Below are 14316 nucleotides of genomic sequence, written 5' to 3'. Positions count from 1 at the left end.
GATGAATTCGATCGCGTCCTAGTCCACGCGATCACCGATCCGGCTCCAGCGAGCCGCCGTGAGCGCACGCGGGAAGCGGTTCTTTTGCGGTGCGACGGAGTAGTAGATGCGGTACACCTTGCCGCGAATCTGTTCGCGGGCGATGAAGCCCGTGTAGCGTGAGTCTCGCGACCCGTCACGATCATCGCCCAGCAGCAGGTAGTGCCCTGGCGGGATGACCAGGGGCCCCCACCGATCACGCGTCGGCCTGTAGCCCGTTGCCGAGACTCCAGCCGGAAGGGCGGCGAGGTGCCACGCTACCCCGTACGGCCCGTCGAACGCGAGCGGTTCGTCGTCGAGCAGGATGGGCGAGGCGTACGGCTCATCGAGCGTTCGCCCGTTCCGGATAACCCTGCCGTCCACCATCCGCACCGTGTCACCCGGGCCGCCAATTACGCGCTTGATGATGCGCGCCGGAGGATCGCCGGGCTTCTCACCGTACACCACCACTTCGCCGCGGCGCGGATCGCGGAAGCGCGGCGTGGACCAGCGAGTGCCGGGGATCGCCGTCCCAAACGGCAGCCCGCTGGTGATCACGTAATCCCCGGGGTGCAACGTGTTCCGCATGCTGGGGCTGCTGATGCCGTACACCTGCACCGCGAACGTGCGGGCAAGCACGACCGCCCCGAATGTGGCGACGGTCGCGCGAACCCACCCGCGGCCGTACCGCCGCGTGTCAGCGGGCTGGCGCGCGGCGGTACGAAATAAACGTTTCAAAGGATCCCCCCATCGTGATCGCGCGGAGTTCCTCCATCAGCCGAACCGTTCGCTCGTCCGCATACCACCGCCGGAATTCCTCCAGCTCCGCGAACTCGAAGCGCACCTGCACGACGATGCGTCCGTCCACCGGAGCGGTGTCCACCGACAGCAGGGCGCCATCGGCGGAGAGCCGCTCCAGGAGGGGAACCGGGAACATCAGCACGCCCCGCGGGCTGGCCAGCAGGTGCCCGGCCACCGTAAGGGTAATGCCCGGGTCGCGGCGAACGGGCGTGACATCCGCGCGCGCGTGCTGCGCGGCGGTCGCGGCGGGATACGCCGCGAGCACAAGCGTGAGTAGAAGCTGCTTGATCACCGTCTTCTCCTGGTATCGCGGCGCCCTAACTCGGGCAGGGACCGTTGCCGTTGTCGTACGAGTCCGCGACGGTTAGGCACGCCTGGGCACAGACGACGCAGAGCTGGCCTGCAGCCGAGCAGCACGTGGTGCATTCCGCCGTGGCGGGGATCATGGCTTCCGCCGTCGAGAACCGCACCGGCGCCAGGAGCGCTGCGGCGGCAAAGGCGGAGAGAGCGATCGTGCCGCGAAGCTTCGGGATTCTCATGGGCACAAATCTCCAGGTTGAAAATGGGGGCCTCAGGTCTTCACTCCGCCGCAGCCGCCGGGGCCTACCTTGCCTTCGTAGTAGTTTGAATTCGCGACGCAACTCTCCGTCCCACAGATCACGCACGTGGCGTCCGGTTGAGCGCAGCAGGTGGCGCACTCCGCCACTGCGGTGGATAGGCCACCGCCTTCCGTGACTGAAACGGGCGCGAGGACGCCGACGGATCCGCCGGTCCCGAGCAGGACCGCCAACGAGAGTCGGTTGAGCATGTCGCTTACCTCCACGGAGAGAGGGAATCGGCCGGACGCGTTCCGGCCGAAGGGTCAGCCGCCGGGCAGCGGCTGCGGGAGATCGTACCGCACGACCGACGGCTCGGGGTCGTGGCGGATCGCGAACATCTGCTTTTCGTCGGGTGCAACGGCGATGGTGAGTGCGGGCGCGTCCAGCTTCAGCCGCGCCAGCAGGTTGCCGTTCCAGTCGAAGACGTGGACCTCGCGGCCGAAGAACGCCTGCTGCGGATCATCGCCCATGCGCACCCCGGAGAACAGGGCGTAGATGCGGTCGTCGTTGGATTCCAGGTCCACATAGCCGGCGCGCACCTCGCCGCCGAGAGCCATGGACACGCCTTCGGCGCGCTGGTTGACCTCGAACACCGGCAGAAATCCGGTGGACCCGGCGACCTGGGCCAGCTGAGTGCCGTCGGCGCGGTAGATCTCCAGCCGGTCGGCCTGCCGCGTGGCCGTCGCGAACCGCGCCCGATCAGGGCGTACCGTTACGTAGCTTTCATACGCGTGCTGGAGCACCGTCGTGGGAATGGACGCCGCGTCCGGATGGCGCGGCGTCTGTCCGATGGTGCGGATCACCTCTCCCGTCCGCCGCGTGAGGAGCAGGCGGCCCTGCGGGTGCATCGGAGCGATCGCGGAAACGGCGAGGGTCGTGTCGGTAAGCCACGCGGGGTGAAGATAAACGCCCCCGCCGTTGTGCAGCTTCACCATCTCCTGGAACTCGGGAAGGGGCCCCTGCCCGACACGCACTCGCGTCATGCGCAGGAGCGACAGGTCGTAGATCCACACATCCCGGGGGTCGCGGACGTCCACCTGCACGTCCCTCGTGGACCTGAACTCCCCCGGACCGTCTCCCTTCTGCCCGAACGAGCCCAGGCGCGTTCCGTCGGAAAGGCCGAAAACGTGGATCATCGGCGCCGTGCGGTCCAGAACGAGCAGGCGCCCTCCGGCGACGGTCATGTGCCCCGGCTGATCCAGGTAATCGCCAGTCGCGAGGACCCGGCCGGTAAGGGGATGCACTCCATCGTGCGGCTCCTTCCGCCGTTCGCATCCGGAAGCAATCGCCAGCACAAGGCTGATCAGGAGGCACCTACGGTACATGGGTCACCTGGCTGGAAGAGGGGTTTTCCTGCTGGCAAAAACACTTTAGGCTGGAGTGGGGAAAAGTCAAGAGTCGTGTTGAAAGGTGCGTTCCGCTGGCGTCCGACCTTGCGCCACGGAGCCGCGGCTCTGATTTCCGGGACGCAGGGTCCCGGCCAGGATTGCCGACGCATTCCGGAATCGCCGGCCAAAACGGTACAGGAATTGGCCGCACGCGCGAATTCGAGCCACGGCGTCCACTCGGCGCCGCACGAGGCGCGGACCACGTCACGAGCATTGATTCAGCGCGGCGCAGATCGGCCGATACGGCACGGCCATGCTGTGCTACGTGACGGCCAAGGAGCACCGGCGGCTGCCCGACCGCAACGACGTGAAGGCGGGGGTGATCACGTACAAGATCGCGGCGCACGCGGCGGGCCAGGCCAAGGGGCATCCGCGGGCGCAGGAGTAGGACAACGCGATCAGCAAGGCGCGCTTCGAGTTCCGCTGGCGCGAGCAGTTCAACCTGGCGCTGGATCCGGTGACGGCGCTCAGCTACCATGACGAGACGCTGCCGGCGAGGGCGCCAAGATCGCGCACTTCTGCAGCATGTGCGGTCCCAAGTTCTGCAGCATGAAGATCACGCAGGACGTGCGCGACTACGCAGCGAAGCAGAAGGAGATCGAGGCCGGCATGGCCGACAAGTCCGCCGAGTTCCGCGAGCGCGGGGCCGAGGTGTACCTGCCGGTGGACGGCATCGACGCGGCGGACGCGGAGGACGCGGAGGAGCCGGTCGGGGCGGATTGATTCAACTTTGCGTCGGCGGTGAACGGGAGTGCGGAGCAAAAGTGCTCCGCGCCCCGGTTTTGCACTCACGCGCAGGCGACCATCGCAGGTGCGGGAGCGCAGGAATTCCCAGGATCGTTTGGAGCGTGACGAGGAGTTACAATGTACCTGATCAACCGCGCAACCAACCGGATCGAACCGCTTCAACCGCGAACGTTCTCCGAATTGGGCCTCCGGGAGCGTTCGAACCTGCAGGAGTGGATCGCGAACCATCCCGTCGCCCTTGGCGAGGAACTTCTGATCATTCAGAAGGAGTTCTCCGGTTTTGCGGACACCGCTGAACGGCTGGATCTCCTCGCACTCGACAAGGGGGGAAATCTGGTAATCATCGAGAACAAGCTGGATGATTCCGGGCGAGATGTTACATGGCAGGCCTTGAAGTACGCATCATATTGCTCCTCCCTTAGCAAGGAACAGATCCGCAGCATCTTTCAGCAATATCTTGATCAGCACTCCTTGGGATCGTCGGCCGCCGAGCGGCTTGCTGAGTTCTTCCAGGCAGAGTATGAGGAACTGGAGCTCAACCCGGGCGTATCGCAGCGCATTATGCTCATCGCCGGGCACTTCCGGAAGGAGGTCACTTCTACGGTGCTCTGGCTGATGAACTACAAGCTGCAGGTGCAGTGCTTCGAAGCGACCGTGTATTCGCTTGCCGGCGAGATGTTCTTGAGCTTGGAACAGATCATCCCGCTACGCGGCGCCGAGGAGTACATCATTGGCATGGCGGAGAAGACGCAGGAAGATGCCGTACGGCAGAAGGAGGTTCCCCATCGCCATCGTGTCCGGCGGGAGTTCTGGGGTTACCTGCTCGAGAAGATGAACGGAGAAAGTGACCTCTTTCGCAAAACCAGCCCGGGACCCGACTCGTGGATCTCGACCGGCTCGGGCGCGAGTGGGATCGCATTCAACATGGTCGCGATCCGCAACGAGTCGCGCGTGGAGGTATACATCAACCGAGAGCGATGGGAGAACGAACAAATTTTCGACTCCCTTGCAGCCCGGCGGGCCGAGTTTGAGCAGGCGATGGGCACGCCCATCCAATGGTTTCGAAACGACGAGGGGAAGGGATGCCGGATTGCAGTCGTGGGCGAAGGAAACCTGTATGACCGGGAGCGGTGGGGGGAGATGGCGGACTTCCTGATCCCGACGATGGTGAGGTTCGCCAGCACATTCCGTGTGGCCCTGCTGGAGGCGGTGCGGATGCTTCCCGCACGCTGACACGTTTTTGTGGGTGAACGATCGGCCCGAGAACCCCCCCAATGCTCATTCTGAGGGTTGATCACGCAAGGATGTGCGCGACGACGCGGGTACGCTGGGCCACCGGCGACGCCATCCAGGCTCGCGTGCGGAGTTCCGCGAGCCCAGCGGCGAGGTGCCTGCCGGTGGAAGAGCACCGGCTCTGCTGATCGGTTGTTCAAGTCATGCCCCGCGGGTAGATTCGATGCAGGGCAGAATCCTTGGCCGGAGATGCTCTCGTGCGCAAAGAAGGCCGCGCCTGTCGGGGGGACGCTTCCGAACGAAAGCAGCTTCACGATGTTCGTGGCAGTTCCGCGACGTTCGGTGGACTCGCCTGGACCTCGGTATAGGATGTCATGACTTCCTCGCAGTTGGACCTTCTCTCGCAACCGCTTCCCGTCATCCCCACTTCCGTGGGAGGCACGGAGGTAACCAGCTTCGACACCCGCCAAGTGCTGACGCGGGCAACGGGCTTCATGGCCGCGTTCGACTATACGCTCAACCCGTACGTGGGTTGTTCGTTCGGCTGCTCATACTGCTACGCGGCGTTTTTCGCGAGCACCCCGGAACGCCGCGAAAACTGGGGCCGCTGGGTCGAGGTGAAACGCAACGCGGTGGACCAGCTGGGGAGCGCGCGGGCACTGCAGGGCAAACGGATCTACATGAGCTCGGTAACGGACCCGTACCAGCCTGTTGAGCGCGAACTGGAGCTGACCCGCGGAATGCTTGCGGTGATGGCACAGCCCGGACGGCAGCCCCGCTTGGTGGTGCAGACACGGAGCCCCTTGGTGGCGCGCGACGTGGACCTCCTGTCGCGCCTTCCTCACGTGCGGGTGAACATGACGGTTACGACCGACGACGAGGAGATCCGCAGGCGTTTCGAGCCGCGCTGTCCCTCGAACGACCGGCGGCTCGAGGCACTGATGGAGGTGAAACGGGCGGGAATCCGCATAGGTGTTTGCGTGACGCCGATGCTGCCGCTTCGCGACCCCGCCCGGTTTGCCGACCGTTTGGCCGCGCTGGAAGCGGACGTGTACGTTGCGCAGCCGTTCAAGCCGTCGCGCGGACCGTTCGCGGCCAGCACCCGCCAGATGGCCAACGACATCCTGACCGAATATAGGTGGAACGAGCAATCTTACCGCAGGGCGTTCCACGAGTTGAGGCAGCGGATTCCGGGCTTGTACGAAGGGCAGGACGGTTTTATGCCCGAGTGAACGGCAGCTTGCACGGCTCTACGATTGTCCGTATCTATTCGGCCTACGCATGTTTCGCGTGGGCCGAATCTGTTGGTAATCCATCTCCGTTCCGATACGTCGCATGCCGCTTTCTTCCGCGTCGCTCGCTCAGCTCGAAACCGTAGTTGCCGATGCCGTGTGGTCAAGCCGCAACGAGGCGGAGAAACAGGGATGCCTCCCGCTGTTCCACCAGGAGCTGGCCCGCGCGTCGCAGGAGCTTTTGAAGCTTTCGCGCGGAGAAAACTGCGACTATGACCTGCCGCGGATGGGCGAGGCATACGCACTCTGGTACCACATGCGGCGCGTGAGTCAGATTTACGAGGCGTTGGAGAAGTTTCCGCAGGTTGCCACGGCACTCGAAAAAGGATGGGCGGATCCCTGGCGTGTCCTCGACATTGGAGCCGGGACCGGGGCGGGAGCAATGGCACTGTCATCGTGGATAAGCCACGCGCACCCCTCCGATGCCCCGCAACGCACCGCCATCGATTGCCTCGAGCCGTCCGGCCAGATGATTTCGACTGGCGAGAAAATCGTGGAGCAGAAGCAGAAGAGCGGTCTTCCACTGGCGCAAACACGGTGGTTGCAAGGTGGGATTGGTGCAGAGGCAGACTATGCCCCAGACAAGTACCACCTCATCCTCTGCAGCACGACGTTCGACTATCTGGAGGAAGACGACTGGAGTCGGAAGGTCGGTGAGGTAACAACCTTCTTCAACGGTCGCCTGAAGCCGGGTGGATGCGCAATATTCCTTGCGCCCAATCGCGGATTCGATGGCGTGCAGCAGGGACCCAAAGTACGCTTCGTCGAAGAATTGATCTCCAAGGCGGGTCTGGTAGAGTATAGAAGAAAGGTGGATATCCAACCACACAAGGGCACCCAGACGCAGATCCTTGGCATTCGGAAGCGGCTCAACCAGGATGCACGGCGGGCCTGCCCCGACGGCGGCTTGGGCGACGGGATTCCGGACTACACAACCGACACGTTTTCCTCCGGCGTCTATCGTCCCAGATCTTCATGATCGTGCTGAGCGGGAACACGGACGTCCAGCGCCACAGTTCAAGTTCTCGCCGGGCAGACTGCCGCGGCCTGTTCCGGCCGTCGCACCCGCACAACCGGCTGAGCACGGCGCGTTGCTGAGGGCGCATGGCGCGGGTAGCTTGCCTTTCGCCTGACCGGAGTTCGCGCCGTACACCGCCCGCACGGCCTTGCCCTTCCCGACGTCCATGCAATTCACCGATTACCACGCCAGGCTCTTTGCGCAGGAGCTGAAGCAGCGCCACGCGCCTGACGTCATCGAGAAGCTGGCCGGTACGGTGGCGGCCGCCCAGGTGCAGCTGAACCCCCACCAGGTGGAGGCGGCTCTTTTCGCGTTCCAGTCGCCCCTTTCCAAGGGCGCGCTCTTGGCGGACGAGGTGGGGCTCGGCAAGACCATCGAAGCGGGGCTGGTGATTTCGCAGCGCTGGGCGGAGCGCAAGCGGAAAATCCTGATCATCGTGCCCGCCAACCTGCGCAAGCAGTGGTCGCAGGAGCTCGCGGAAAAATTCTTTCTCCCCTCCATCATCCTGGAATCCCGGTCCTTCAACGCCATCTCCGGCACCGGCAACGTCCATCCTTTCCGGCAGAAGGAGGCCGTCGTCATCTGCTCGTACCAGTTCGCCCGGGCCAAGGCCGAGGCCGTCGCGGCCGTGCAGTGGGATCTTGTGGTGATCGACGAGGCGCACCGGCTGCGGAACGTCTACAAGCCCTCCAACCAGATCGCGAACACGCTCAAGCAGGCCCTGGCCGGGCGCAACAAGCTGCTGCTTACCGCCACGCCGCTGCAGAACTCGCTGCTGGAATTGTACGGGCTGGTGAGCTTCATCGACGAGCACGCGTTCGGTGACGTAAAGAGCTTTCGCGAACAGTTCGGCAACCTGAGCCAGGAACAGGCCTTCCGCTCGCTTCGCGAGCGGCTGCGGCCGCTGTGCCACCGCACGCTTCGCCGGCAGGTGACCGCGTACGTGTCGTTCACGCAGCGCCTCCCGCTGCTGGAGGAGTTCACGCCCGACGAAGTCGAGGACCAGCTGTACACCCTGGTTTCCGACTACCTGGCGCGGGAGAACCTGCAGGCACTTCCCGCCAGCCAGCGCACCCTCATTACGCTCGTTCTCCGCAAGCTGCTGGCGTCGTCCACCTTTGCCATTGCCGGAGCGCTGGCCAAGATGTCGCAGCGGCTCAAGGCGCGGCTTGCCGAGTTCGCGCTAGCGGGTGTAGCACTGACAGACGGCGGTGGTTTCGAGGCGGAGCTGGAGGCGGACTACGAGGCACTGGACGAGACGGCGGAGGAATGGTCGGCTGATGCGGACGACGCGCCCCTGACGCACGCGAGCCGCGCCGCCATCGAGGCGGAGATACGGGAGCTGGACTCGTTCACGTCTCTGGCCGTCTCCATCGAACAGAATGCCAAGGGACGCAAGCTGCTCGATACATTGGGCGAGGCATTTCGCGTAGCCGCAGAACGCGGGGGTCCGCGCAAGGCCATCATCTTCACGGAGTCGCGCCGCACGCAGGATTACCTGCTGGGCATTCTTTCAGACAGCCCGTTCGCTGACGGCATCGTCCTGTTCAACGGCTCCAACACCGACGAGCGGTCACGGAAGATCTACGCGGACTGGCTGGTTCGGCACCAAGGGACGGATCGTGTCTCGGGATCCAGGACGGCCGACATGCGCTCGGCGCTGGTGGACTACTTCCGGAGCGAGGAGGGGCAGATCATGATCGCCACCGAGGCGGGCGCGGAGGGCATCAACCTCCAGTTCTGCTCGCTGGTGATCAACTACGACCTGCCCTGGAACCCGCAGCGCATAGAGCAGCGCATTGGCCGGTGCCACCGATACGGGCAGCGCCACGACGTGGTGGTGGTGAACTTTCTTAACAGGAACAACGCCGCGGACCGGCGCGTGTTCGAGCTGCTGGACGAAAAATTCCAGCTGTTTAAGGGGGTCTTTGGCTCCAGCGACGAGGTGCTTGGCGCGCTTGAATCCGGCGTGGACTTCGAGAAGCGCATCGCCGCCATCTATCAGCGCTGCCGCACCCCGGAAGAGATCCAGGCAGCGTTCGATCAACTGCAGCGCGAGCTGAGTACCGAGATCAACGAGGCGATGAGCAGCACGCGCCGCAAGCTGCTGGAGAACTTCGACGAGGAGGTTGTGGAGAAGCTCCAGGCCGCCAAGGAGAAGTCCGAGCACTGGCGCTCGCGCTTCGAGGAGCTGCTGATGGACCTTACCCGCTACGAGCTGGGCGGGCGCGCGGAGTTCGTTTCGGAAGCTGCGTTCCGCCTGGTGTCACTGCCCGACGGCGTGCGCGTGCCCCTGGGCCTATACGAACTGCCCCGGCGCTCCGGCGATGCGCACACGTACCGCCTGGGCCACGAGCTCGCGGACCACGTTCTTGAGCGGGCCCTGTGCCGCGACCTACCCGTTCGCGAAGTCTCGTTCGACTACTCCGGGTCTCCCAGCAAGGTAACCCTGCTGGAGAGCCTGGTGGGCCGGCGCGGCTGGCTGTCGTTCTCCCTGTCCACCGTCGAGGCGCTGGATCAGGCCGAGGACCGGCTGGTGTTCGCCGGGTTCCGCGACGACGGCGTAGTGCTGGAAGACGACGCGGTCAGGCGGATGTTCGGTTGCGCGGCGGCCGTGGGCACGGCCCCGGCCGCGGACGCTCCCGGCGCGCTGGCAGTGCTGGCGGAGGAGCGTCACGCGGCGCACCAGCGCGACGTGTCGCTGCGCAACGCACAGGCGTTCGAGGCCGAGGCGGCCAAGCTGGATGCCTGGGCCGACGACCTGAAAGTGGGGCTGGAGCGCGAGATCAAGGAGATCGATCGGCAGATCAAGGAGGCGCGCCGCGCCGCCACCGCCGCCCTGACGCTGGAGGAGAAGCTGGCCGGACAACGAAGGGTGAAGGAGCTGGAGGGGCAGCGCAACGCAAAGCGGCGGTCCCTTTTCGACGCGCAGGACCAGATCGAGGCGCAGCGCGAAACGCTGATCAGCGAGATCGAGGGCAGGCTGGTGCAGAGCGCCACGCTGGCCACGCAGTTCGTGCTGCGCTGGGAGGTGTGCTGATGCCGGAGCCCACGCCGCTGGAGCTTCTGCAGGTGCGCGAGCAGCTGCTGGCCGAGTTCGCCGCGCACCTTCCTCCCGGCCAGACCGGTTCGGCGGAGCAGCGCGAGACGGACTTCCTGTCGCGCTCGCTGGCGGCGTTCGCCATCCGCCACCTGGCCGGCTGCACCACGGAAGAGGCCGCCGCGGCGGTGGTGGACGGCAGCGGCGACGCGGGAATTGACGCGGTGTTTCACTCGCCGAACACCGACACGTTGTGGGTGGTGCAGAGCAAGTTCATGCGCAGCGGCCGCGGTGAGCCGGACCTGGGCTCCGTCGCCAAGTTCAAGACCGGGGTGGAGCACCTGCTGAGCCAGGAGTTCGACGCCTTCGCCGGCAATGCAGGGTGGAACGCCGTGATCCCCGCCCTGCAGGCGCTCTTTCGACGCGGTCCCCTGCAGGTGCGCGGCGTGCTGGTGTACTCCGGCGTGAACGTGGTGTCAGAAGACCGGCGGCGGATGTTCGATGCGGTCAAGCGCCGGTTCCCCGTGCGCGACTACGTGGATTTCGTGTGCTGCAGCCTGACGACGGTGCACGACTGGGTGACGGGCGCCGACCAGCGCCCGGGTGTGGCCGAGGCCGAGATCGTGGTGCTGGACGCGGGGTGGATGCAGGAGCCGTACGAAACGGTGTACGGGCGGGTGGCGGTGGCCGACATGGTGAACCTGTACCGCGAGCACGGCAGCCGCATGGTGGCCGCCAACATCCGTGGATACAAGGGCAACACGGTCGTGAACCAGCGGATCGTGGACACGTTTCGCGAAGAGCCGCACCACTTCTTCTACCTGAACAACGGGCTCACGGCGTACTGCGACGACCTGCAGGTGATCCCGGCCGACATCGGCAACCCGCGCCGCAAGACGGTGCGGGTGCGTGGGTTCTCCATCGTAAACGGGGCCCAGACGCTTGGATCCGTTGCCAAGGCGGCGGCCGAAGCGGAGGACGGCGGCTACGTGTTCCTGAAGATCGTGTCGCTGGCGCGTTGTGTGGACGATGCCGATTTCGCGCGGCGCATCACCCAGAGCACCAACTTTCAGAACCAGATCGCGCCGCGCGACTTCGTGGCGCTGGACGACCAGCAGGCGCGCATTGCGTCGCACCTGCAGTTGGAAGGGGTGGGCTACCACTACAAGGACGACGCGGACCAAACGACGGAAGACGCGGCCAACTTCACGGTGCAGGAGGCCGTCCTGGCCCTGGCTTCGCTGGAGTGGGACGGCACCAGTGAGCAGGACCTGTGCGCCAAGGCCACGGGCGATCCGGCTGCCCTGTACTCCACGGAAGCCGTCTATGCGCCGCCGCATGCGTCGCGCTACCAGCGGCTCTTTCGCCCGGACCGCTCGGCGCGCACGGTGTGGCGCGCGGTGCAGACGCGGCGGGCGGTCGTGCGGCAGATGAAGGCGGAGGGGCGCGCCGCCGCCGCGGGTCCGCGAAAAACGTTCTTCGAGAACGCGCGGGCTGTGGTGCTCGCCGTGATCTTCGTGCGGCTGCGGCCGGAGCAGGCCGAGCAGCTTTCGCTCACGGCGGACCAGCTCACCGCCATCGTCGACGAAACCATCCGTTCGGCCGAGGCGCTGTGGAGCGCCTGCGAGGACCTGGGGCTGGTGAGCCGTGACGTGGCCGAAGGGGTGGAGGCGTACGTGACGCCTCGGCATTTTCGCACCGTCTTCTCGGACCCCGCCGACTGCAGGCGGCTGCGCGAGGCCACCCTCGCGCGCCTGGCACGCGTCTGAGCGCCGCGCGGGCGCTCGTGCGAAGAGCGCAAGATCGATGCGCTGGCCGGGTATCGGGGCACGTGCAGGTGATCCCTGACTGCCCTTGTGTGATCCGGAGTTTACTGTTTGTTTTCGGTGTTTGTTCGCTGGTCTCGGAGTGATCGTTCCACCGTCTGTGCTCATGCCGATTCCTCAACTCCTTCCCGACGGTTTGCTCCCTGAGGGAGTCCACGAGTGTACGATCGAGGAAGTCATCGAGCGGTTCGGCCGTTTCCAGGAGAGCGACCGCCGGCCGATGCTCGGGAAAGAACTCGCTGCCTATTTCGACGAGTTGAGGAATGTGGGGATCGGGAAGTACCTCATCGTCGACGGCTCGTTCGTGACCGGTAAGTCGCGCCCGAGCGATGTTGACTTGCTGTTGGTCCTGAAGGATGACGTAGACCTGACCGCGCCAGTACCGCCATTCAGGTACAACGCTCGTTCGAAGCGTTACGTCCGGAAACACTTCCATTTCGACTTCTTCTTCGGTTTCGATGGAGATTCGACGGCCACGGAGTACCTGGCTCTCTTTCGAGAAGTGAAGTACCAGCCAGGTCTCGTAAAAGGCTACCTGAAGGTGGTGTTATGATCGAGAGTCACGCACAGCTGGAGCAGGCGAGAGGCGCTCTCGTGCGTGTCGAGAACGCCCTGGCAGCACTACGCGCCCGCGTTGAAAGGCAGAACCCGGCGCTGTTCGCGGCGATGTCCGAAGATTACCGCGCCAACATCCTGGAAATTCGTGCCGAGATCGATGCCTATCTTGGCATCGACGCCACGACAGAACCCGTTCCGCTCTGGATGGTCCTCGAAGGCGAGAGAATCTCGCCCCGAGACATCTCCTCTCGCCTGCTTTCCGAGTGGCTCGGCAACTTCCGCAAGGCCGTTTACGGTGTGGCGGCGTTTTTGGAATCGGGCCGACTCAGATTAGGCGGCGGGAGGCCGCAATCTTGGCTGCTCGACGCCACGGACCCGCATATTGTGGCCCTTGCGCCGGGAAGCATTCGGGTCGGCCTGCGGCTGCCTGTAGAGGGTGATGCCCAGTCTGATCTGTTCGAGGAGGACGCCGTAGAGCCACTTCCGCAACGAGCCCTCCGCCATCTGCTGTCGGTGGCGGAATGGTCGACCTCCAATAGCGTCTCTCCGCCGCATGACGGCGATATGACATTGGACGAGATTTCTGTGGCGGCCCATTTTGCTGCCAGGCTCGCCCCTTCTCCGCGAAGCACCGTACGAACGGTGACGTTTTTAGGAACGATGCTTTCTTCTGCTTCCCCGGTGCGGCTCGGGGCAGAGAGTCGCGAGCGTATGCGCGGCTTGGAAAAGATGCTGAGTCGCATCGACGACGAAGTGGTGTTCGGGCTGATCAGGGAGATTGACTTGGACGCGCGGCGTGTCATCCTGCGGGAGCGGGGGGAGGGTGTCATCGACCTGAAATGTCATGTCCCCGAAGAATTGATGGGCTCCGCCGAGCGACTATTGAACAGGAACGTGAGGATCCGAGGGCTGATCTCCTCTTCCGCACCGGATACGATCACCGTGCGAGAAATATCGGAGGATATCCCGCGGGGGTAGTGGCAGAATGAGGTCGGGTGCACGGGTCGCGGCGCGTGCATCCCTTTGACGAGCATCACGGCAGCCGCAGACCTTTCTGCGGCTGCCGCGTGATTCTCACGCGACGGGTCCCACCCCCCGCGCCCGCGCCCACTCAATCGTGGCGTCGAGCGCCTCGCGCAGGTTGCTGCCGAACTCCAGCACCGCTTCCGCGACGAGCAGATCCATCGCCAGCTCGTCTTCCGGTGCGTAGCGGGCGAGCTTGATCGAGGAGTTCGCTCCCGCTTCCAGCGCTCCGAACCTGTCCTTCAGGATCTCCAGAGCCGCATGGGTGAGGCCGGGGATTGCTGCTGTTCCATACTCTACCTCCAGGCTATTGACCCAGGCCGTCCAGCAGAGCAGCTTGGTGAGCGGGCGGCCTTTGGGTCGTTCCGTGTTGAGGCTGGTCGATTCTTCTTGGCGGGAGAGCGGCCAGCCTTGGTATTGTGCCCTGCTGTCAGTAATCTATTTAACAGCAGGAGTTTTGTCAAGGCTGATTCTGACAGTGGGGACGCATTGAACTTCAAGGAAGCGACGGACCTTCTGATCCAGAAGGTTACTGTAGCTGACATCGCAGAAGCTTGTGGCTCGCACGTCAATTCCGTCGAACGCGCGCGGCTCAGCCCGGACACACGCCACTACCGCGAGCCGCCACCGGGCTGGATTGCCGCAGTGGCGCGTGTAGCACGCGAACGTGGTCGACAGCTGATTGCGCTCGCCGACACACTGGAACGGAGTATCGGTCACCACGGCTGATGCGGCCTTGCACCATCCGTTCGTTGCGGTGCTTGGCTACAGCG

12 protein-coding genes and 1 pseudogene are annotated in these 14316 nt (G+C 64.6%); 9 read left to right on the top strand and 4 right to left on the bottom strand.

Going from position 1 to position 14316, the window contains the following annotated elements:
• Positions 1-18: 18 nt before the first annotated feature.
• From lepB to VF632_RS00460, 4 genes are all read right to left on the bottom strand, one after another.
• On the bottom strand, positions 19-756 hold the full coding sequence (gene lepB / locus VF632_RS00475; protein WP_331020868.1) for a signal peptidase I: 738 nt from the start codon (positions 754-756) through the stop codon (positions 19-21).
• Positions 716-1111, bottom strand: coding sequence for a hypothetical protein (locus VF632_RS00470; protein ID WP_331020867.1), 396 nt, complete (start codon positions 1109-1111; stop codon positions 716-718). The genes lepB and VF632_RS00470 overlap by 41 nt, the downstream gene beginning before the upstream one ends.
• A gap of 25 nt (positions 1112-1136) precedes the next feature.
• Entirely contained in the window at positions 1137-1358 is a 222-nt protein-coding gene (locus tag VF632_RS00465) for a hypothetical protein (RefSeq protein WP_331020866.1), read from the bottom strand.
• Positions 1359-1681: 323 nt separating this feature from the next.
• A complete protein-coding gene (locus tag VF632_RS00460) occupies positions 1682-2743 on the bottom strand; it encodes a BF3164 family lipoprotein (RefSeq protein WP_331020865.1) in 1062 nt (353 codons plus the stop codon).
• Between the two features lie 248 nt (positions 2744-2991).
• On the opposite strand from VF632_RS00460, the pseudogene VF632_RS27990 reads away from it, so the two are divergent.
• The 9 genes and pseudogenes from VF632_RS27990 to VF632_RS00410 all read left to right on the top strand — a co-directional run.
• A pseudogene (locus tag VF632_RS27990) lies at positions 2992-3529 on the top strand (phosphomethylpyrimidine synthase ThiC); the annotation flags it as partial.
• A 141-nt stretch (positions 3530-3670) separates the two neighbouring features.
• Entirely contained in the window at positions 3671-4786 is a 1116-nt protein-coding gene (locus VF632_RS00445; RefSeq protein ID WP_331020863.1) for a DUF4268 domain-containing protein, read from the top strand.
• A 374-nt stretch (positions 4787-5160) separates the two neighbouring features.
• Positions 5161-6018, top strand: a complete 858-nt coding sequence (locus VF632_RS00440) for an SPL family radical SAM protein (protein ID WP_331020862.1) — start codon at positions 5161-5163, stop codon at positions 6016-6018.
• A gap of 103 nt (positions 6019-6121) precedes the next feature.
• Entirely contained in the window at positions 6122-7057 is a 936-nt protein-coding gene (locus VF632_RS00435) for a hypothetical protein (RefSeq protein WP_331020861.1), read from the top strand.
• Between the two features lie 205 nt (positions 7058-7262).
• Positions 7263-10136, top strand: coding sequence for an SNF2-related protein (locus VF632_RS00430; RefSeq protein WP_331020860.1), 2874 nt, complete (start codon positions 7263-7265; stop codon positions 10134-10136).
• Positions 10136-11905 (top strand): AIPR family protein, encoded by a 1770-nt coding sequence (locus VF632_RS00425; protein ID WP_331020859.1) that lies wholly within the window; start codon positions 10136-10138, stop codon positions 11903-11905. Before VF632_RS00430 ends, VF632_RS00425 begins: the two co-directional genes overlap by 1 nt.
• Before the next feature lie 163 nt (positions 11906-12068).
• Positions 12069-12515 carry a DUF6932 family protein gene (locus VF632_RS00420; RefSeq protein WP_331020858.1) on the top strand — a complete coding sequence of 149 codons (447 nt, stop codon included), beginning with the start codon at positions 12069-12071 and terminating at the stop codon, positions 12513-12515.
• A complete protein-coding gene (locus VF632_RS00415) occupies positions 12512-13498 on the top strand; it encodes a hypothetical protein (protein ID WP_331020857.1) in 987 nt (328 codons plus the stop codon). The genes VF632_RS00420 and VF632_RS00415 overlap by 4 nt, the downstream gene beginning before the upstream one ends.
• A gap of 534 nt (positions 13499-14032) precedes the next feature.
• Positions 14033-14272 carry a hypothetical protein gene (locus VF632_RS00410; protein WP_331020856.1) on the top strand — a complete coding sequence of 80 codons (240 nt, stop codon included), beginning with the start codon at positions 14033-14035 and terminating at the stop codon, positions 14270-14272.
• The last annotated feature ends 44 nt before the right edge of the window (positions 14273-14316 follow it).

It is taken from the genome of Longimicrobium sp. (assembly GCF_036388275.1).
In the GTDB taxonomy this organism is placed as follows: Bacteria; Gemmatimonadota; Gemmatimonadetes; order Longimicrobiales; family Longimicrobiaceae; genus Longimicrobium.
The sequence above is the reverse complement of the archived record's forward strand: the minus strand, read 5'-3'. Positions and strand labels throughout refer to the sequence as shown.